Annotated in this window: 17 protein-coding genes and 1 pseudogene; 11 read left to right on the top strand and 7 right to left on the bottom strand. The window is 41.2% G+C overall.

Annotated features, from left to right (window positions below):
• Positions 1 to 62: 62 nt before the first annotated feature.
• On the top strand, positions 63 to 755 hold the full coding sequence (locus tag V7K98_RS24675; protein WP_335026680.1) for an HAD family hydrolase: 693 nt from the start codon (positions 63 to 65) through the stop codon (positions 753 to 755).
• A gap of 146 nt (positions 756 to 901) precedes the next feature.
• Here the strand turns inward: V7K98_RS24675 and V7K98_RS24670 are convergent, their stop codons facing one another.
• On the bottom strand, positions 902 to 1,528 hold the full coding sequence (locus V7K98_RS24670; RefSeq protein WP_335026677.1) for a CPP1-like family protein: 627 nt from the start codon (positions 1,526 to 1,528) through the stop codon (positions 902 to 904).
• Between the two features lie 643 nt (positions 1,529 to 2,171).
• Between V7K98_RS24670 and V7K98_RS24665 the strand changes: the two genes are divergently transcribed.
• Positions 2,172 to 2,897 (top strand): response regulator transcription factor, encoded by a 726-nt coding sequence (locus V7K98_RS24665; protein WP_322639731.1) that lies wholly within the window; start codon positions 2,172 to 2,174, stop codon positions 2,895 to 2,897.
• A 107-nt stretch (positions 2,898 to 3,004) separates the two neighbouring features.
• Positions 3,005 to 4,192 carry an RNA-guided endonuclease InsQ/TnpB family protein gene (locus tag V7K98_RS24660; RefSeq protein WP_335026673.1) on the top strand — a complete coding sequence of 396 codons (1,188 nt, stop codon included), beginning with the start codon at positions 3,005 to 3,007 and terminating at the stop codon, positions 4,190 to 4,192.
• 533 nt (positions 4,193 to 4,725) lie between these two features.
• Here the strand turns inward: V7K98_RS24660 and V7K98_RS24655 are convergent.
• A pseudogene (locus V7K98_RS24655) lies at positions 4,726 to 4,917 on the bottom strand (DUF2811 domain-containing protein); the annotation flags it as partial.
• A gap of 529 nt (positions 4,918 to 5,446) precedes the next feature.
• Here V7K98_RS24655 and V7K98_RS24650 point away from each other — a divergent pair.
• A complete protein-coding gene (locus V7K98_RS24650; protein ID WP_335026671.1) occupies positions 5,447 to 6,718 on the top strand; it encodes an MDR family MFS transporter in 1,272 nt (423 codons plus the stop codon).
• 258 nt (positions 6,719 to 6,976) lie between these two features.
• Here the strand turns inward: V7K98_RS24650 and hisIE are convergent, their stop codons facing one another.
• Positions 6,977 to 7,627: a bifunctional phosphoribosyl-AMP cyclohydrolase/phosphoribosyl-ATP diphosphatase HisIE gene (gene hisIE / locus V7K98_RS24645; protein ID WP_335026669.1), complete on the bottom strand. Its 651-nt coding sequence runs from the start codon at positions 7,625 to 7,627 to the stop codon at positions 6,977 to 6,979.
• 100 nt (positions 7,628 to 7,727) lie between these two features.
• Entirely contained in the window at positions 7,728 to 7,916 is a 189-nt protein-coding gene (locus V7K98_RS24640) for a ChaB family protein (protein ID WP_094341852.1), read from the bottom strand.
• A 106-nt stretch (positions 7,917 to 8,022) separates the two neighbouring features.
• On the opposite strand from V7K98_RS24640, the gene hemL reads away from it, so the two are divergent.
• Positions 8,023 to 9,321: a glutamate-1-semialdehyde 2,1-aminomutase gene (hemL, locus tag V7K98_RS24635; RefSeq protein ID WP_335026667.1), complete on the top strand. Its 1,299-nt coding sequence runs from the start codon at positions 8,023 to 8,025 to the stop codon at positions 9,319 to 9,321.
• A 218-nt stretch (positions 9,322 to 9,539) separates the two neighbouring features.
• On the opposite strand, the gene V7K98_RS24630 is transcribed toward hemL, so the two are convergent.
• A complete protein-coding gene (locus V7K98_RS24630; RefSeq protein ID WP_442940439.1) occupies positions 9,540 to 9,683 on the bottom strand; it encodes a metallothionein in 144 nt (47 codons plus the stop codon).
• A gap of 457 nt (positions 9,684 to 10,140) precedes the next feature.
• On the opposite strand from V7K98_RS24630, the gene V7K98_RS24625 reads away from it, so the two are divergent.
• Complete coding sequence (locus V7K98_RS24625; protein WP_335026663.1) at positions 10,141 to 11,046, top strand: polysaccharide deacetylase family protein; 906 nt, start codon at positions 10,141 to 10,143, stop codon at positions 11,044 to 11,046.
• A gap of 128 nt (positions 11,047 to 11,174) precedes the next feature.
• Here V7K98_RS24625 and V7K98_RS24620 read toward each other — a convergent pair whose 3' ends face one another.
• Positions 11,175 to 12,005: a fasciclin domain-containing protein gene (locus V7K98_RS24620; protein ID WP_335026661.1), complete on the bottom strand. Its 831-nt coding sequence runs from the start codon at positions 12,003 to 12,005 to the stop codon at positions 11,175 to 11,177.
• A gap of 733 nt (positions 12,006 to 12,738) precedes the next feature.
• On the opposite strand from V7K98_RS24620, the gene V7K98_RS24615 reads away from it, so the two are divergent.
• From V7K98_RS24615 to V7K98_RS24600, 4 genes are all read left to right on the top strand, one after another.
• On the top strand, positions 12,739 to 13,533 hold the full coding sequence (locus V7K98_RS24615) for a glutathione S-transferase family protein (protein WP_335026659.1): 795 nt from the start codon (positions 12,739 to 12,741) through the stop codon (positions 13,531 to 13,533).
• 103 nt (positions 13,534 to 13,636) lie between these two features.
• Positions 13,637 to 15,367: an ATP-binding protein gene (locus V7K98_RS24610; protein ID WP_335026833.1), complete on the top strand. Its 1,731-nt coding sequence runs from the start codon at positions 13,637 to 13,639 to the stop codon at positions 15,365 to 15,367.
• A gap of 651 nt (positions 15,368 to 16,018) precedes the next feature.
• Positions 16,019 to 17,002 (top strand): RNA polymerase sigma factor, RpoD/SigA family, encoded by a 984-nt coding sequence (locus tag V7K98_RS24605; RefSeq protein WP_335026657.1) that lies wholly within the window; start codon positions 16,019 to 16,021, stop codon positions 17,000 to 17,002.
• Positions 17,003 to 17,292: 290 nt separating this feature from the next.
• Positions 17,293 to 18,000 carry a hypothetical protein gene (locus tag V7K98_RS24600; protein ID WP_335026655.1) on the top strand — a complete coding sequence of 236 codons (708 nt, stop codon included), beginning with the start codon at positions 17,293 to 17,295 and terminating at the stop codon, positions 17,998 to 18,000.
• 8 nt (positions 18,001 to 18,008) lie between these two features.
• Here the strand turns inward: V7K98_RS24600 and cobO are convergent, their stop codons facing one another.
• A complete protein-coding gene (cobO, locus tag V7K98_RS24595; RefSeq protein ID WP_335026653.1) occupies positions 18,009 to 18,686 on the bottom strand; it encodes a cob(I)yrinic acid a,c-diamide adenosyltransferase in 678 nt (225 codons plus the stop codon).
• A gap of 350 nt (positions 18,687 to 19,036) precedes the next feature.
• Between cobO and V7K98_RS24590 the strand changes: the two genes are divergently transcribed.
• On the top strand, positions 19,037 to 19,573 hold the full coding sequence (locus V7K98_RS24590) for a nucleotidyltransferase family protein (protein ID WP_335026651.1): 537 nt from the start codon (positions 19,037 to 19,039) through the stop codon (positions 19,571 to 19,573).
• Positions 19,574 to 19,615 lie beyond the last annotated feature (42 nt).

The raw sequence follows: 19,615 nt of genomic DNA, 5'->3' as shown, positions 1-19,615 counted from the left end.
TACTCTCGAAGAAATAGCCAAACATCTGAGATAATTTTAATAAAAATTAACATTTTCCGCCGATGCTAAGACTGATTACTGACTTCGACGGCCCAATTATTGATGTTTCCGAACGGTACTACCGTGTTTATCAATTCTGCTTAGAGAAAACCCGTCACCCAAACCAAGCGGTGCAAGAACTTCCGAAAGCGGAATTTTGGCAGTTAAAGCGATCGCGCGTTCCCGAAAAACAAATCGCTTTAAATTCAGGGTTAGACGAAGCCCAAGCCCAAGAATTCGCCCAGTTACGGCGGCAAACTGTGCATACAGAACATTATTTCAACTATGATACTCTCGCGCCTGGTGCTGTGGATGCACTGTTAAAAATTCAACAAGCTGGAATTGATTTAGCAGTTATGACCATGCGCCGAGTTCGAGAACTAGATTATGCTTTTAAAAAATACGATTTAGGGAGATTTTTCCCAGAAAATCGTTGTTATTGCCTCAGTAACGACTACGTTAAAACTCGTGATATTGAAGATAAGCCTTTATTAATGGCTAGGGCATTACAAGAACTACCCCCAGCTATTGATACTTGGATGGTGGGAGATACGGAAGCCGACATCACCGCAGCTAAAAATTATGATATCAAAGTGATGGCTGTGGAATGTGGTATCCGCGATCGCACCCAATTGGAACTTTACCACCCCGACTTAATCGTTAAAGATTTCAGCGCTGCTGTAGATTTAGTCTTAAAACCTAAACACCTTGTCTAGAAAAGCTATGTAGCTGTCACAGATTGAATTAATCGTACAAATTAAAGCAGGAGTCAGAATAACTATTCTGACTCCTGACTTCATTATTTGAGAAGAACACATATAAAACATGTGTTCTTTATAAAAACTTGCTTACATGTAGGAGTTTACCGGAGAAAACTACTAACCAACCACAACAATATAAACGTTACTACAGTAGAGAATTGATTCGTTCCCAGACTGATGAATGATATTTGTGGTAGAAGCCAGCCAGCAACTAGTCCCCCAGCGATTAAGCCAATGATTAAACTTATCAGGGTAAACAAAACTGCCCGGCCAAATTTTCCTTCCTTGCGATTGAGGAAGTAAATACTGGTGCCTACCCCAACCACCAATGCTAACTGCAAAACCTGCTGGCCTCCCTCTGGGTAAAACAAGCTGATAGAACTCAAACCAAGAAACCAAGCTCCTGGTAAAAGTATATCCGCAGGTGTTGGCTGATCCAGCATCCGTTGCAGCCATGCAGGTGACTGCTCACGAGGCGTTGGACTTTCTTTAGGAAGTGATTGCACTCGCAACTCTGGAAACCGGATACGTTCAGGGACTTTAATTTTACCTTCCTGGCGCATCCGTAAGCGATCCATTAAAATCGCATCGTAAGCGGCTTCAATTACTTCTAAATGCTTGGCATCGCCAATATGTTGCTCGAATAGGCGATTACGAGCATCCTGAATTTCATCAAAGCTAGCCTCTTCTGATACCCCAAGTTTTTCGTAGGGATTTTGATCGCTCATGGGAGTTTGTTACTTCAGCCTCAGTCAGCGGCAGTCTTTTGTCGAATAAAAAACAGCTTTAGGTTTTTTTTAATCGAAACTAAAGTCTCAATCTATTTTATGCCCTACCTGGATAGTAGCACGGGTTAGTTTGATTGACTTTCTAATTTTAACTATAGTTACTTTAACATATCGTTATAACTCCGTGTATACCCTCATGTCGTTGCCTAATTCTGGCTTTAATCTAGAATTTGAACGGAGAGTACCTAAAATTCATAGTTTTTATGAAAAAATCAAGTTTACTGCTTCAAATTTGGCAACTTACTGTGCCCTAATAGAGTTTTTTTAATTATACTGAATAATCGCTTGTGGTATATATCCGCATATCGATTTAAAATTGAAACGTTTTAAGTTGCCACCTAACTAGGATCGAGAAGGTGTTTTGGTGTCAAGAACTATTGCGGCTAAAGTCAGAGCGCTCATATACTGTGGCTAACAGAAGTTTCGCGTTCTCATTACCCACAATCCTGATTACAGTCAGTATTTACTTTTGAGCGATCGGGATTCTTATACCTTAGCCATGTAGATTCTTAGTTAGTCCCAAAGTGGCAACTGCGTGTTTACGCAACTTTTTTGTTAATCTTACGAATTTTTGTGCAAAGTAATGGTCACGGCTCCTGCCAAGATTCTTGTAGTTGACGACGACCCTGCGGTTCGGAATTTAATCCAACGCTTTTTGATTAAGCAGAACTATCAGGTGGAGGCTGCCGAAGACGGAAAGACAGCCTTAGCTCTATTTGAGCAATTTAACCCTGATTTGGTGATTCTAGATGTGAATCTACCAGATGTAACAGGGTTTAACCTTTGCCAAGAGATGCAAAGTCGTAATGGTGTTTTTGTTCTGATGTTGACTAGTCGTGCTGACGAAGCTGACAAAATTCGCGGTTTTGCCAAAGGTGCTGACGACTATCTCACCAAGCCTTTTGGGTTGGGAGAGCTAGAAGTCAGAGTTGGAGCGATTTTGAGGCGGCAGCGAGTAATAACAACTGCCGAGCAGAAACGCTTGGTATTTGAAAAACTGATGATTGATCCGGTACGACGGGAGGTAGCACTTAATAACCAAGCAGTACCCTTAACTGCTCTGGAATTTGACTTGTTGCATTTTTTAGCAAGTCATCCAGGTCGAGTTTGGCGGCGGGCAGAACTAATCCAAGAGGTGTGGGACTATGAATATGTCGGCGACCAACGGGTTGTAGATGTACATATTGGTCAAATTCGCAAAAAGATTGAAATTGATGCTAGTCAGCCAGCATTAATTCAAACTGTACGTGGCGTAGGCTATAAGTTTGAATCTCCTGCTCACCCCCAGCAGTTGGAAGCTAAATCCTGAGTTTATCAAAACATTGGGTATAAAACCCCGTCCTTGTAGGACGGCTTTAGATTAATTTACTCTTTTACAGTATTTGGTGTAAAATGTAAGAGATATTCACAACGTATATGGAACAAGCTTTCCGCTATCGTTTTTACCCAAATCCTGAACAAGAAATCTTGTTGCGGAAAACTATGGGATGTGCGCGGTTGGTTTACAACCGAGCGCTAGCAGCGAGAACGGAAGCTTGGTACCAGAGACAAGAGCGAATTGACTACTTGAAAACAAGTTCTGAGTTAACTCAATGGAAACAACTTGAGGAGTTGCAATTTCTAAATGAAGTTAGCAGTGTTCCATTGCAGCAGGGGTTACGGCATTTACAAAAAGCCTTTGCTAATTTTTGGGCAGGTCGAGCTAAATATCCCAACTTTAAGAAGAAGCATCATGGAGGAAGTGCTGAGTTTACTAAAGCTGCTTTTCGGTGGAAGGATGGACAAGTTTGGCTTGCTAAGTGCGTTGAAGCCTTGCCTATTCGCTGGAGTAGAGAATTGCCTGATGGGTGCGAACCATCGACCATAACTGTCAAACTAGACGCAAGTGGACGGTGGCACGTTTCTTTGTTGGTTGACAATCAAACAATCAAACCACTCAGTAAAGTTGATAAATCTATCGGTTTGGATGTCGGCATAACTTCGTTGATAGCTACTAGCGATGGAGACAAGATTGCTAACCCAAAACATTTTAAACGATTACGCAAAAAGTTAAGACAAGTTCAAAAATCTCTCTCTGGCAAACAGAAAGGATCTAATAATAGATGTGTTGCAAGACGCAAGGTGGCGAAAGTCCATTCAAGAATAGCTGATAGCCGCAAGGACTTTTTACATAAGCTAACAACTCAACTGGTGCGTGAAAACCAAACCATCGTCGTTGAGGATTTAGCTGTCAAAAATATGCTGAAACTTCCAATACTAGCTCAAAACATTAGTGACGCTAGCTGGGGAGAATTAATCAGGCAACTTAGTTACAAGTGCCAGTGGTATGGTCGAGAATTAGTGAAAATTGACCGATGGTTTCCAAGCTCTAAAAGGTGTGGAAACTGTGGGCATATTGTTGATAAATTGCCATTAAGTGTACGAGAGTGGGATTGCCCTAAATGTGGCGCACACCACGACCGAGATATCAATGCAAGTAAGAATATTTTGGCTGCGGGACTCGCAGTTTCAGTCTGTGGAGCGAACATAAGACCCGATAACCATACGGCTAAAAGGCAGTTGCGAAAATCCAGTAATGGAAAGAAACAGAAACCTAAGTCGTGAGTCTTAGGAATCCCCGACCGTTTACGGCGGGGAGGATGTCAAAGTCTAGAGTTTTTTAACTATTGACTGTTAACTTTTAGGGTAGTGATTAGTAAATTTATTTGGCTTTAGTAAAAGACAAATTTTGACAATCAAACATAGACAGATATTGCTCAAATACTAACCAGACAGTTATTTGAGTTGTTTGTTTATTCATTTAAAACAGTGGACAGGCGAAAAATCCACTGGAAAAGATTTCTTAGCTAAAGCTACCGCTTATGCTGGTTAAGTAAGTGCGTATGCAAAAATATACATTGTCATGTTTTAGCAACACGAGAAACTATTGGAACTTTTTAAGATCAGAATCTACTGATCTTTTTTTTTGTAGTAATATTACCCCGATATGCTTAATCGCTATTGGGTAAAATCCCATTGATGGGGCACGGTTTGCCGCGCCCACATTAGGGCATAAGTGAAAATAACGCCCGTACCTATGGGGTATCTAATAAATTAGCTGTTGCGGGTGAATCGATACTGGGCGTTTCTACTGTGGAGTGGTGGAACAAAGTTTCCAGATAGACTCGGGCAGCGCGGCGATCGCTATCCCCATTTTGGAGTAAAAACAATGATAGTGCCGCCGTCAATACCCTATTTTCATCCCAATCGGGATGGGTTTCTAAGTAGTTTTTTAAGGATTCGTGGAGTGTTTCGGGAATTTCTGTAAAGATGCTAACCGTTGATTTCATGAGATTTTCCTCCTATGAGGATAATCAAGAGGGACAAGTTGCTTGCGGTGAAGCGGCTTAATAGCTTCCTCACCCTTACGGGTTCCGTAGTAACTCAAGAGGGGAAACCCCCAAGACCGAACTACCTCACCACTCTTTTGCCAGCCCGACAATCTGCGCCCACATCTCAGGTAATATATTTTACGCATTTGATGCCAACGGTTGAACGAATTACAAAAGCAAGCCGAATCATTGTGCGCTAAGAGGGGGTGGGTTTGTCAATGCTGCGAAATGTTAAAAACGATGGTATAAAAAATAAATGCGAACGGAATAATAGGTATTTGAGTCTATTTTTCGTTACTTTACTTTATAAAAACTCAGTACTTAAAGCTCCTTGGCACTGTTAATTAACAATCCCCAGTCAGAGGGTAAGAAGCCCATTAGCTCGTAGTGAACCTGTGGAGAACTGCTAAAATCCCTGTGGAAACCCTGTGGAATGAGTGAGAAAAATAGCAGCCAATGATAAGAATTACAAAAATATCACTAAACTATGACATCTAAACTCATGAAATTAGCTTCTCAATCTCAGCTATCATCGTGGCTGCCCTCAATACATCCCCAAGTCTGGATTTTTGCGATTGGTAGATTTCTATCGGAAGTTGGCACTGGCTGTACCCTGTTTTACGCCCCTATTTTTTTTGTGAATGAAGTTGGTTTATCTGCAACCAGTGTCGGGGTAGCCTTGGGTAGCGGCTCAATTTCCGGCATTGTGGGGAGGATTGTAGGTGGTTCTTTGGCTGATTCTGAATACTGGGGCCGCCGCCGCACTTTGTTGCTAGCGACGGCGATTTCAGCAGTGGGTTCTTTGGTTTTAGCTACAACCAGTGATTTTACTATTTTGGTAATAGGTAGCTTGATTAGCGGTTTAGGGATAGGTTTCTATTGGCCTGCGGCTGAAGCTGTTGTTGCTGACGCTAGCCAGATTGACAATCGCCGTCAAACTTTTGCACTCGCACGACTGGCTGATAATCTTGGGTTAGCGATCGGAATTGTGGTTGCTGGGTTTTTAATCGCAGTAATTGGGAGTTATCGATGGCTATTTGTGATTGATTCCATCTCTTTTTTAGTGTTTTTTGGGGTTGTTTATGTAGGAATTAGTCAAACAGAACAACAGCAGATGCCTGAAAAGACAGAACATTTTGCTTCTTGGATGGCAGTATTAAGCGATCGCCGTTTCCTAGTCTACATAGCAGTTAATATATTCTTTACAATCTACATTTCTCAAATCCACAGCACCCTGCCGCTTTACTTCAAAAACTTTGTTATCAAAAGTACTACTGAAGGATTTGCTCAAACTACCATTAGCGTTCTATTTGCTTGGCATCTGATGCTAGCGATAATTTGTCAATTACCTGTCACCAATCTATTAAAACGTTGTTCTCACACACTCGCGCTTACCGTTTCCGCTATTCTCTGGGCAGTTGGTTTTGGATTGATTTGGGTAAGCGGCACTGCCCCATCTGATAATTTAGTTTGGGTAGCGTTGGCATTGGGAGTATTTGCAGTTGCGATCGTTTCTTATACCCCATCAGCCGCCTCTTTAGTCACTGAGTTAGCCCCGGAAAATCAACGTGGCGTTTATTTCTCCCTCAATGCTGTGTGCTGGGCTATTGGGTCTTTTATTGGTCATCCCTTGGGTGGATGGGCATTAGATCAACCGCGAGTTATTACTGATAGTTACTGGCTAGGATTCCCCTTGAGTGTGCTGATTGTCGTGGTTGTTTTACAGTACCTGAATCGAATTTTGCCTGAGTCAAATTAATCCCAGGCGAATAGAATTTGCACGTCAGTTAATCGTGGGGGAAACCCGCAAGACTGCACTGGATTGGCTACGTAGGTAAAGACTAACAGAAAATTAAGGTTTTTTAACCCAGGTTGGTGGGTTTTGTTTGTGTAGACGCGGTTTCTAACTGCCCATTTCTCTTAGGACTTACGCACAGGTAACGGAATAACGAACCGCAGAGGCGCAGAGGACGCGGAGTAATAAGAGTTTGAGAGGTATTTTGCGTAAGTATTGTCTCTATTGACGACGTTCTTGGAGCTTGCGATATACCGCTTTCAAATCAACTTTATGGTGAGCTAAGGCAACCAAAGTATGATATAGCAAATCAGCCACTTCACCTGCGATCGCATCTGCTTCATCATCCTTAAAGGCCATCACTACTTCGGCGGTTTCCTCACCGATTTTTTTCAAAATTTTATTATCGCCACCTGCGAATAATTTACAGGTATAAGAACTTTCTGTCGGATTATCGCGGCGATCGCATATTATTTGAAATAATTGCGACAATGTATCCCCTGGTGGTGGGACAATATTCCCTTCTATTTGGTGAAAGCAGCTCCGTTCTCCAGTATGGCAAGCAATATCTCCTAATTGCTCTACCCCGATGAGCAACGCATCACTATCGCAGTCATAACGGATACTTTGCACTTTTTGAATATGTCCAGAAGTCGCCCCCTTGTGCCATAATTCTTGCCGGGAACGACTCCAAAACCAAGTTTCTTCAGTTTCTAAAGTTTTTTGTAACGACTCCTGATTCATCCACGCCATCATCAGGACAGTGCCATCCAAATAATCTTGGACAATTGCAGGTACTAAACCCCGTTCATCGTAGCGAATTTTTTCAACAGGGATGGCGTAATGCAGCGATCGCAAATCGTTAGAAGACATACCAGCTAGTTTGCTCTAATGAGAATAACTTATGGATTCACGATACCATTCTGAATAGAGCAACTGGTATGTTTTTTGAATTAAACTATCTTATCTAGCTCTAAACAAAAGCATTCCGTTCCATAGCAGACTGCATCTTTACAGCACTTAAAGCGACTTTGTGAGCTTTTGAGGCTTCACCATACCAATGGATGGCCGAGTTAAAAGCTGCTCGGTAAAGATCCTGGTATGCTTCAGATAATCGAGTTTGAATATCTAAAGGCAAGTCTTTGTTGGACTTGTATAACATATTGTTATTTTTTTGGTTCTATTAATTCTATAGGATAGAAATTCTGAGCAATTTTTAACCCTATCCTGAGATAGAGCTTTTTATTGTCCACTGTTAGGAGAGAACCTTGGTAAATACCACAATTAAAACAACAAAATCACAAGAAGTCTTCGCTGCGGCTCAAAACCTCATGCCCGGAGGAGTTAGTTCTCCAGTTCGTGCCTTTAAATCTGTGGGCGGACAACCCATCGTTTTTGATCGTGTTAAAGGCGCATATATTTGGGATGTAGATGGCAACCAATATATAGACTATGTAGGCACTTGGGGGCCAGCTATTTGTGGTCATGCTCATCCAGAAGTAATTGCAGCGTTGCATGAAGCTTTAGAAAAAGGCACCAGTTTCGGCGCTCCCTCAGTCCTAGAAAATGTTTTGGCAGAAATGGTCATCGATGCCGTTCCCAGCATCGAAATGGTCAGATTTGTCAATTCTGGAACTGAAGCCTGCATGGGAGTTTTGCGGCTGATGCGGGCTTTCACCAACCGAGACAAAATCATCAAATTTGAAGGCTGCTACCACGGACACGCCGATGCGTTTCTAGTGAAGGCAGGTTCTGGTGTTGCCACACTTGGCTTACCAGACTCACCAGGAGTAACAAAAGCGGCAACTAGCACCACTCTAACCGCACCTTTTAATGACCTAGAATCCGTCAAAGCCTTGTTTGAAGAAAACCGCGACGAGATTGCCGGCGTTATTCTTGAGCCAGTTGTGGGTAATGCTGGATTTATTGCCCCTGACGCAGGTTTCCTAGAAGGATTAAGGGAACTAACTCACGAGTATGGAGCCTTATTAGTATTTGACGAAGTGATGACAGGCTTCCGCATTGCTTACGGTGGCGCTCAAGAAAAATTTGGCGTGACTCCCGATTTAACAACCTTGGGTAAAGTGATTGGTGGTGGTTTGCCAGTTGGAGCTTATGGGGGTCGGCGAGATATTATGTCAATGGTTGCCCCTGCTGGCCCCGTATATCAAGCTGGGACTCTTTCTGGTAATCCTTTGGCTATGACTGCTGGAATTAAGACTTTAGAATTGCTGCAAAAGCCAGGTACTTACGATTATCTTGAGCGGATTACTAAAAAGCTTGCAGATGGTTTGCTGCAAATTGCTAAAGAAACTGGTCATGCGGTTTGTGGCGGTCAAATCAGCGCCATGTTTGGCTTATTCTTTACTTCTGGGCCAGTTCATAACTACGAGGATGCGAAAAAGTCTGATACAGCCAAATTCGGACGCTTCCATCGGGGTATGTTAGAGCGCGGTATTTACTTAGCACCCTCTCAATTTGAGGCTGGGTTTACGTCTTTTGCTCACACTGAACAAGACATTGACCAAACTTTAGCAGTTGCACGGGATGTAATGTCTAGTCTATGACCAAAAGAGTGCTGAGTACTCAGTAAACAGAACCCCTACAGCGTTGCTCACTGGGAATTATATTACTACTGTGTGCGATCGCTAGAAGTTGGAGTGTCTAGCTTGCGATCGTCGGAACTTCGGTCTTTGATATTCTGTCTCACTGCCTAACTATTCTTCCAGAAGGGTTAGGCAGTGAGAGCTACATCGCAATCTAAATTTCGGTAACTCAGCACAACTCAACAGCCACAGCCATTGTGACTACAGCCTTTGATAGTTTTGTGACCTTCAGCACAACCTTGAGAGCAATAGTATTTGCTATCCTCTTTAATAGCATCCTCAACTGAAACGATACACAGGCAAGTTGAACAGGCGCATTTCATTTGGGTTACAGTTGTCATAACTTTCTCCGTTTTTTGTTGAGATTACTCTAATCATAATACGGATCTGCCCTGTGCCTTCATCACTCAAGGAGGGTCACATCTTCGTCATAATTTTGCAATGGCTTCGTCAATGCAATATGCAATATTTAAACTATGTTAAGTATATTCATCTTAACAAAGCGAAATTAATTGCCTTTTTATAGTTCTCTAAATTCCCCTTATACCTCATAGTCTACAAAAACTAAATCACAAGAAGGCTCTCACCTTCATGGTGAGGGTTTTATTTATAGATATTTAGATTACCCCACGGATAAGGTATTTTTTCGGAGTCAGGGTTGGAGCTAACTTTAAAAGATATAACAATCATGCTGTAGTTTTCATGACAATGCTTGCAAGAGTATAAAAAACTGCCAGAAGTATTATGAAAAAATGGTTTTACGCTTGAAGGAGCTATGAAGTGGAGGATAATAAGTCATTTTTTGGTGTGCGAAAAATATTAATAGCGTTGCTTGTCTTGAGTACCACTACGATGATGCTTATCAAGTCAAGATCATCTGAGGCCCAAAGTACAGAAAATATAAATGTAAGTAATCCATCAGCCAAGATTGGAACTGAACAGCAGATTGAAGAATTAAAAGCAACGATGCTTAAAATTTGGCAGCAACAAGCACAAACAAAGGGTCTTTCCTATGGTGTGCCATCAACTTTTCAAGGGGCAACAGTTAGTGCAGCAAAACTTACTCACGAACAGAAAGTAATTGCTCTCACCTTTGATGATGGGCCATGGCCTGAAAGTACTGCCCAAGTACTAGATATTCTCAAACAAAATCAAATCAAAGGGACATTTTTCCTGATTGGGCAAAATGTGAAGAATTATCCAGGCTTAGTAAAGCGGGAGATTGCTGAAGGTCACGTAATTGGTAATCATACTTGGCATCATTGGTATCAATTCATGAATCCACAAGCAGCTGCTTATGAAATTGACCACACAGCAAACCTAATTTATCAAGTGACAGGGATTAAAACAAATCTGTTTCGACCACCAGGGGGAATCATGTACAATGGAGTGGCTGATTACGCTAGAAATAGCAAATATGCCATCATCCTCTGGTCATCTGACTCTGTAGACTACTCGCGTCCTGCTGTACCAAAGTTAATTAATAATGTGTTCAGAAAAGCCAAACCAGGTGGGATTGTGCTGATGCATGATGGTGGTGGTAATCGTTCTAAAACTGTACAAGCTTTACCAGAAATTATTGCCAATTTTCGCAAGCAAGGCTATAGCTTTGTTACCATACCTGAACTTTTAGAAATGCAAGATAAAGACCAAAAGCTGATTGCAAATCAAAAGCAAAACCATTAGATGGGTTTGCCAATTTAACTCGTGATTATGATAAAAAAACCGTCCAAAAATAACATTGAACGGGATTTTTATGTATTAATACTTTATGTCGAGCTAATTCTGTTACTGATTGTACTAATACCTAGAAGCTACAAGTCAGGAGGTAAAATTACTTGATCGATTGCGTGGATTACACCGTTGCTGCCTGTGATATCTGCTTGTGTCACTTTAGCATCATTGACGGTTACACCAGTAGCGGGATCAACCTTAATGTTGATTACGCCACCTTCAAGGCTTTTAACTTCACCAGACTTCAAATCAGTGGATAGTACCTTACCAGGTACTACATGGTAAGTTAAAATCTTGAGCAATACTTCTTTGTTGGCTGGGTTTAACAATTCTTTCAAAGCATCTGGTGGCAACTTAGCAAAAGCTGCATCAGTGGGTGCAAAAATAGTTAAGTTATCTTTGCCTTGCAAAGCCCCAGTCAACCCTGCTGCCTTCAAAGCTTTGGTTAAGGTTTTAAAAGAAGCGTTTGACTCTGCCAACGCTAACAAGTTTTTACCTTGATTGCCGCTTGCCCCTGGCCCTGGTGGAGTTTTAGTAGGTGTCTCACTGGGTTGAGTTTCCGGGGTAGTACGTGGGGTGCGGGGTGTTGGTTCACTAGGCGTAGCACTACCACCACGGTTATAAGGAGGCTCGTTGAAAATACTTGGTCTGGAATTTGTTACACTACCTTTCTGCGCTACTTGTTTGCGCTTGGTAGTGCCCTTTTCTGTTTCGGAAGCAGCCTGAATAGGTGTGTATTGAGCATTCAATTGAAGGCGTTGACCTTTGTTGTAGGTGGCTTCGTTGAAAATACTGGGGTTAGGATTTAGTACCTCTTTAGCTTCAGATGGTAAAGTAATGAGAAGGCTTAAACCAGTGAATCCTGCTATGCCTGCCAACATGGTTAGCAATTTGCGGTTATTTGTCTTCATAAATTTTGTTTGTCTTTTTGTCCACACATTACATAAAGATTTATAACATTTTGCTATGCACAAAATCTAACCAAAGAGGGAAGTAAAATTTTTATTCAGAATATCTTTTCATAGTCAGGTAAAATATCTAACTTCGGATCAATCTGATATGTATAAAATACATGTACCACATATTTTATGTAATAAGTATATTTTTTCTACTACACCAACAAGAGTTAAAAAGCCTCACTTAGTGTAGCGTCAACTCTAAAAAAGGATGAAAATTTCACATCTACAAGGTATCAGTTACAATAAACCGTGAGAAATATTATACTTAAAAGCTAATTTATATACAAATTCGTACTTAGATTGATAGGTAATTAAAAAATTCTAAATCCCATACGCAATAAAGCAATATCTCTGAATTAAGCATTAATTATTCAGCAAAAGCACAGAAATCAATTACCTAGATATCCTAACGTAGTCTCAGAGTGGCGGAAATTAAAGCAACTGCTGAAAATTTGCAACTGAGGCGTTAGGTTTATTTATGTATGCCGGATGAAATTATTTAATTATCTGATACTTGAATTAGAAAATTATACTTTTTAAATTGACGATTTTGCCAAAAACCAGGCATGAGTTCAATCACAATCTGAATTAGATAGACAAAAAGCAACTAATGTAAAGAGAAATTACTTTAACTAAAGATACAATTGTAAAGTTTAAGAAGTTGACCAGTTATCAGGTATACGACATGCTGGAATTATACCAATGGGAACTATCTCAATACTCAGAGAAAGTACGCCTAATTCTAGATTTTAAAGGACTAGATTACCGCAAAATAGAGGTTACACCTGGGATTGGACAACTAGAACTGTTCCGGCTGACTGGTCAGAAACAAGTCCCAGTATTAAAAGATCGGAATAAATATATTGCGGATTCTACGGAAATAGCTAAGTATTTAGACTTAGAGTATCCCGATCGCCCAATAATACCCCAAGACCCCAAAAAACGGGGTTTAACTTTATTGATAGAAGAATGGGCTGATGAATCTATAGGCATCAAAGGTCGAAAGGCACTATTTGCAGCCATCAGTCAAGATCAAAATTTCCGCAAGTCTTTATTACCCACTTCAACACCAGATATATTTAAAAGTCTAGTTGGAGGAGTACCTACTGACTTACTGACAGTGTTAGGTTTTGGGGTAGGTTATAGTCCAGATGTGATCCAATCAGCGATCGCATCTTTAAAACAAGACTTGGAAGCGCTAACGTTATTATTGGCAGATAGTCCTTATTTAACTGGAGATGAGCCGACTTTAGCTGATTTAGCAGTAGCTGGCTTATCGATATTACTCAAGTTCCCTCCTGGCCCCTATCTGGATTTACCAGCTTCTATTAGAGGAAAAGGATTGCCAATCTTTTCAGAGAATATAGATTATGAACCATTCTTTACCTGGCGCGATCGCATTTACACCCAATTCCGTAAACCATTAATCAGTACCACCTCAGCCGCAGGGAGTGCGCCAACTTCAATTCAGATTGATTAGATAATTGGGCATTGGGGATTGGGCATGGGGCATGGGGCACAGGGTGGACAATGACAAATGACCAATAACCAATGCCAATGACAAATGACAAATGACTAATCAGATGAATTCGGGACAGCCATTAGGTTCGGTCATTCAAGGTTCTCTAACTGAAGGTTTAGAAGTACGATTGCATCCTGACATTTCTGTGGAAGATATGCGGGTTGGAAAGTTTCTTGTTGTGCAAGGGATGCGATCGCGCTTTTTTTGTATGCTGACAGATGTAGCATTAGGCGCTGCTAATGCCCGAATTATTGCTAACCCTCCCAGTTGGGAAGACACTTTTTTACGAGACGTTTTAGCCGGAAGTGGTACTTACGGTACTATCAACCTCGCGCCGATGTTGATGTTCACTCCCGAAACTGAAGAATCTTTTTCCCCAACAAATGGCAAATCGGCAAATCCCTTTATCCCATCGGTGACGGGTTTGGCTTCATTTGTGCCACAAACCAGCACAACGATGGAATTGTTGCCTGTTAAAACTATTCCTAGCCACTTTAGTCAAGTTTACGATGCAAGTGTTGACGATTTTCGCCGCGTATTTGGTTGGGAAGATGACCCCCAAAGGCGCAATTTTTCCATTGGGAAACCTTTGGATATGGATGTGCCTGTTTGTATCGATTTAAACCGCTTTGTAGAACGGAGTAATGGGGTTTTTGGGAAATCTGGTACTGGTAAATCCTTTTTAACACGGTTACTTTTAGCTGGCGTTATCCGTAAAAGTGCGGCAGTAAATTTGATTTTTGATATGCACTCTGAGTATGGCTGGGAAGCCGTCGCAGAAGGGAAGAATGTCAGTACTGTTAAGGGATTAAAGCAATTATTTCCTAGTAAGGTAGAAGTTTATACTCTTGACCCCGAATCGACAAAGCGCCGGGGTGTGCGTGATGCTCAAGAACTTTATTTGAGTTACGAGCAAATTGAAGTTGAAGATATTAAGTTATGTAGTCGAGATTTAGGACTCTCTGACGCAGCCCTAGATAACGCCAATATTCTATATAGTGAGTTTGGCAAGTCTTGGATTGTCCAACTGCTGAACATGACTAATGAAGAAATCGAGATGTTTTGCGACGAAAAGCGCGGACACAAAGGTTCGATTATGGCATTGCAGCGCAAACTCTTGCGGATGGATAGCTTGAAGTATATGCGAGCTGTTTGCCCCCAGAATTATATTAGTAAAATTGTGCAATGCCTGGAATCTGGGAAGAATGTTGTGATAGAATTCGGTTCCCAGTCGAATATGCTCTCTTATATGTTGGTGACGAATATGATCACCCGACGTATCCACGAGCATTACGTCAAAAAAGCAGATAAATTTCTGCAAAGCAAAAATCCTTGCGATCGCCCCACGCCGTTGATGATTACCATTGAAGAAGCGCACCGTTTCCTAGATCCAGGAGTGGTACAAAGTACTATCTTTGGCACTATTGCCCGTGAACTGCGTAAGTATTTCGTCACACTTTTGGTAGTTGATCAACGTCCATCAGGCATAGATAATGAAATTATGTCCCAGATTGGAACTCGGATTACCGCTTTGCTTAATGACGAAAAAGATATTGATGCAATTTTTACAGGTGTATCTGGTGGTAGCGGACTGCGATCGGTTTTGGCAAAGTTAGACTCTAAGCAACAAGCTTTAATTTTAGGTCATGCCGTTCCCATGCCAGTAGTAGTACGTACACGTCCTTACGACGCAACTTTTTACGAAGAAATTGGTGAGCCAGCCTGGGAAGAAAAACCTGACGCAGAAGTATTCGCGGCTGCTGAACTAGCCAAAGCTGACTTGGGATTTTAAATAGTTATTTGTCATTTGTCATTTGTCATTTGTCATTGGTTTAAGTAATCGCAGAGAATTATTTACTGAACCTTAGTTTCTAGTCTGGATAAGAGTTTCATATCTTAATTTCGTTTAACTACTGATTCTCTCCCCACTCCCCAATTTCCAATATCCAATTCCCAATTCGTAACATCCCTCCATCCTTACAGGAAAATAAGTTCGGTTATCCGGCTAAGTTTTGGCAACAGAAGAGGGGTTTTTGGGGTCACTATAGATATAGTCAGTAATTTCAAGGAAGCTTAAATTTTTTTTCTAAACGAGCAATTTTGAATTATAATCTAAAGCTTTATCTTAAGATACTTTACTATCTGCCTGATTTATCCTAATATAAAGTAAGTGGAACTCATAACGACTTCGGATTTATTAGTTGCTGTCATCAACTACCTAAAAAATAATTCTCAAAAATAACCCGTGTGCTTATAAGAGATTGAAAAATTTAGGGAAGGTAGGGGAACCTATCTCAGGGGCTTACCGTCTTAAGAACGGCTATATCAATTAATAATTGTTTTTAGTAGCTACCGGGTATTTCCTGATACATTTACTACCTTTATAAGGCTATTTTAGTAAGAAAATATACATTTTATCTACGGAGTAGAGGACAACGCACCAATGCCTACTGTCAATACCCAAACGGAAAACCTCAACACCAGATTCACAGCTGATATGGTGCGAACCTATCTGCGAGAAATTGGTCGTGTACCACTGCTAACCCGCGAACAAGAGATTGTCTTTGGGAAGCAGGTTCAACAAATGATGACGCTCATCGATGCCAAAGAGGTTTTGGCGAAGAAACTGCACCGCGAACCGGATATGTCAGAGTGGACTGACGTGGTTCAATTATCAGAAACTGAGGTACAGCAAACGGTAGCGCAAGGTAAGCGGGCAAAGCAAAAAATGATCGAAGCGAATTTGCGCTTGGTTGTTGCTATTGCGAAAAAATACCAAAAGCGAAATATGGAATTTCTGGATTTAATCCAGGAAGGAACACTAGGATTAGAGCGGGGTGTGGAGAAATTTGACCCAATGAGGGGTTATAAATTCTCGACTTATGCTTACTGGTGGATTCGCCAAGCTATTACCCGCGCGATCGCACAACAAGGACGTACTATCCGGTTGCCGATCCACATTACCGAAAAATTGAACAAAATCAAGAAAGTGCAGCGCGAATTGACTCAAACCTTGGGGCGATCGCCTACTCCAGCGGAAATTGCCAAAGAACTGGAACTAGAACCTGCTCAGATCCGCGAGTACCTGAACATGGCGCGTCAACCAGTGTCTTTGGATGTTAAAGTTGGCGAGAATCAGGATACTGAGTTGCAAGAAATGCTCGAAGATAGTGGCCCATCACCAGAGTATTACACCAACCAGGAATTCTTACGCCAAGATTTAAACAACCTACTAGCAGAACTAACCCCGCAACAGCGAGAAGTTTTAGCCCTACGCTTCGGTTTAGAAGATGGCAATGAAATGTCATTGGCGAAAGTGGGTGAGAGATTAAGTCTCAGCCGCGAACGTGTCCGTCAACTAGAGCATCAGGCTTTAGCTCATCTACGTCGCCGTCGCGCCAACGTCCAAGAATACGTTGCTAGTTAAGTGTGGAGACGCGAAATCCTGCGTCTCTACACTACCCTGGCGATCCGCCTCCTAAATTCTAGGAGGCGATTTTTTTATGCTGACAAGGGCTATATTTCTACGTCAATGTATCCGATAAAATAATATCAGTATTTTTTATTCATTAAAAAATAAAAACTTTAGTTTTTGACAGTTTTATTTTTTGGACAATAGTAATATAAATCGTGAACTAAGTCTTTAACAATTAGGACTTAGTTATAGTTTAAGTAAGTTCTAGAGAACTTAGTTGATTTTTTAACAGGAGAAGTAGGGTGCTTAACAACCTTTATCAGTTCTTATCTCCCCGCCAGTGGGGAATTTCCCTAGCGGGCTTAGGCTTACTTCTCGGTCTGGGCTTTATAGGCAAGCAGACTCAAGTAGTATCGGTTACAGATTCTCCATCATCATCGGCTCAGATTCAGAAAACCAAAATCCCCGAAAACTCCCTTTTGTCTCAGTTAAGAAGAGTTAGAGAAGAAAGAAGTCAAGAGAGAGCCTCTGCTGGGGAGAGAGGGATTTTTATGCATAAGAACGGAAAAACACTCCCGACAACCACAGCGCTGGTTCCAGATTCTCAAGGAGCAACAAAAAGCGCAGAAGGTTTACCAAAAGTGAATTTTCCTGTAAAAGATGGGGTTTATCTCTATGGTCAATCGCCAAAATCAAACCAGCTTGGTCAAGGTTACATCATATTTCAAAAGCGGCAAGATAAGATAACTGGTGCATTGTATATGCCCCAATCAGAATTTAATTGTTTTCAAGGTACGCTCAACAAGTCAGGAGAACTGGCAATGACGGTTAATAGTACATCAAATGAAGCCAGTACTCCGAAGTCGAATCAGGTAGCTGCAAATGGTAAACTACCTCAAGTTAGTGAAGATGAGTTTAGCAGTTATCCTTACTCGCTGGCTCTGCAAGACTTTTATCAGCTAAATTCCATCACAGCTAGCGATCGCAGCACGTTGCAAATGTGCAAATAATCTTGAAGTTAATACTCAATTCCTGGTTGCGCTTTAACGCCTTGATCGCGGAAAGGGTGCTTAATTAAGGTCATTTCGGTTACGAGGTCAGCCCGCTCAATTAAACCAGCCGGTGCGCCTCTGCCTGTGAGAATAACGTGCTTGTTAGCTGGTTTTTGCGCCAAACCCGCCAAAACGTCCTCTAATGGTAAGTAAGCCATTTTGAGGGCAATATTAATTTCGTCTAACAATACCAGATGAAAATCTGGGTTGCGAATATATTCTAATGATTTTTCCCAGGCGGCGCTAGCTTTGTCAAGATCGCGATCGCGGTCTTGAGTTTCCCAAGTGAAGCCTTCACCCATTGCGTGAAATTCTATTTGGTCTTCCCAAGAACTGAAAACCCTTTTTTCTGAAGGTTCCCAACTTCCCTTGATGAATTGAACGATCGCTACTTTATACCCGTGACCTAGCGATCGTAACACCATCCCCAAAGCCGCAGTAGTTTTACCTTTACCGTTACCAGTATTTACAATAATTAACCCTTTTTCTGGTACAGCTTCTGCTATCCGCTTGTCTTGCACTTCTTTGCGTCGCTGCATCTTTTTGCGGTACTGTTCATCAGTCAGAGATGATGACATTACCTCATCAATCAAGCGCCCAATTTCTTGATCTTGCTTTAATTCTTGTGGTGTATCGTTTTTCATCAACCTTGTCTAGAAATAACTGTTAAAACTTTTGAGAATGAACCGAAATTCTGTTTAGAATTTAATTTTAGCTAAATCAGATAATTGAATATGTCCAGTAAGATTTTATATAAAAATATTGATTCTGTGCTAGCTTTATTTAACATGATTTACAGACAAGTATGTAAAATTATATGATATACAAACCGAACTTATAATTTGAGTTTAATATTACTATTTTAAATAATTTAATATGTTCATTAAAGTAATTTATCAGTATAACTTTGTTATTCTATCCTTTGCTACAGTCATCAGTTAAACTCACAACTGAGGGTGTTAGCTTCTCTAGTTGACAATCCCAGGAGTTTGATATGAATAGTAACACCCGTCTACAGATGATTTTAGCTGATACACCTATTGATACAGTATTACCTGCGATCGCTAAACTAAATCTACCTGACTGGTGGTTAGCCGGTGGTGCAGTCCGAAACACCGTTTGGTCTTCGATTTTTGGCAATGACTGCGGGTTAGTTATTAAAGATTTTGATATTGCATTCTTTGATATAGAGGGAAATCGTTCTCAGGAACTAGCAGCAAAGACGACTCTCACCGAACAATTTCCTGATGACGAGTTTGATGTCAAAAATCAAGCTAGTTTTGCTCGTTGGCGGCTTGGTAGTAGAACCTACACTAGCACAGAAGATGCGCTCGCAGAGTGGCTGCACACCGCTACTGCTGTGGGAGTTCGACTAGATGCACAAGGCCAATGGCAATTTTTCACTCCCTACGGATTGGATGACCTATTTGATGGCATTATTCGACCTACGCCAGCACATACTCATAATCTAGATGCCGATAATAAGGCATCTGGATTTTTACAAAAGTGTTCTTATCTGCGGTTAGCGTAAGGGATACAATCGATTTTAATTTAAAAGAGGGTAGCACAGCTA

Source organism: Nostoc sp., from assembly GCF_036917435.1.
Taxonomy (GTDB): Bacteria; Cyanobacteriota; Cyanobacteriia; order Cyanobacteriales; family Nostocaceae; genus Nostoc.
This window is presented reverse-complemented; position numbering and strand designations above follow the sequence as displayed.

Coding starts and splice junctions, on each gene's coding strand:
- V7K98_RS24675 (WP_335026680.1), top strand. CDS start 63: ATGCTAAGACTGATTACTGACTTCGACGGCCCAATTATTGATGTTTCC.
- V7K98_RS24670 (WP_335026677.1), bottom strand. CDS start 1,528: ATGAGCGATCAAAATCCCTACGAAAAACTTGGGGTATCAGAAGAGGCT.
- V7K98_RS24665 (WP_322639731.1), top strand. CDS start 2,172: ATGGTCACGGCTCCTGCCAAGATTCTTGTAGTTGACGACGACCCTGCG.
- V7K98_RS24660 (WP_335026673.1), top strand. CDS start 3,005: ATGGAACAAGCTTTCCGCTATCGTTTTTACCCAAATCCTGAACAAGAA.
- V7K98_RS24650 (WP_335026671.1), top strand. CDS start 5,447: ATGACATCTAAACTCATGAAATTAGCTTCTCAATCTCAGCTATCATCG.
- hisIE (WP_335026669.1), bottom strand. CDS start 7,627: ATGTCTTCTAACGATTTGCGATCGCTGCATTACGCCATCCCTGTTGAA.
- V7K98_RS24640 (WP_094341852.1), bottom strand. CDS start 7,916: ATGTTATACAAGTCCAACAAAGACTTGCCTTTAGATATTCAAACTCGA.
- V7K98_RS24630 (WP_442940439.1), bottom strand. CDS start 9,683: ATGAAATGCGCCTGTTCAACTTGCCTGTGTATCGTTTCAGTTGAGGAT.
- V7K98_RS24620 (WP_335026661.1), bottom strand. CDS start 12,005: ATGAAGACAAATAACCGCAAATTGCTAACCATGTTGGCAGGCATAGCA.
- V7K98_RS24615 (WP_335026659.1), top strand. CDS start 12,739: ATGCTGGAATTATACCAATGGGAACTATCTCAATACTCAGAGAAAGTA.
- V7K98_RS24610 (WP_335026833.1), top strand. CDS start 13,637: ATGAATTCGGGACAGCCATTAGGTTCGGTCATTCAAGGTTCTCTAACT.
- V7K98_RS24605 (WP_335026657.1), top strand. CDS start 16,019: ATGCCTACTGTCAATACCCAAACGGAAAACCTCAACACCAGATTCACA.
- cobO (WP_335026653.1), bottom strand. CDS start 18,686: ATGAAAAACGATACACCACAAGAATTAAAGCAAGATCAAGAAATTGGG.
- V7K98_RS24590 (WP_335026651.1), top strand. CDS start 19,037: ATGAATAGTAACACCCGTCTACAGATGATTTTAGCTGATACACCTATT.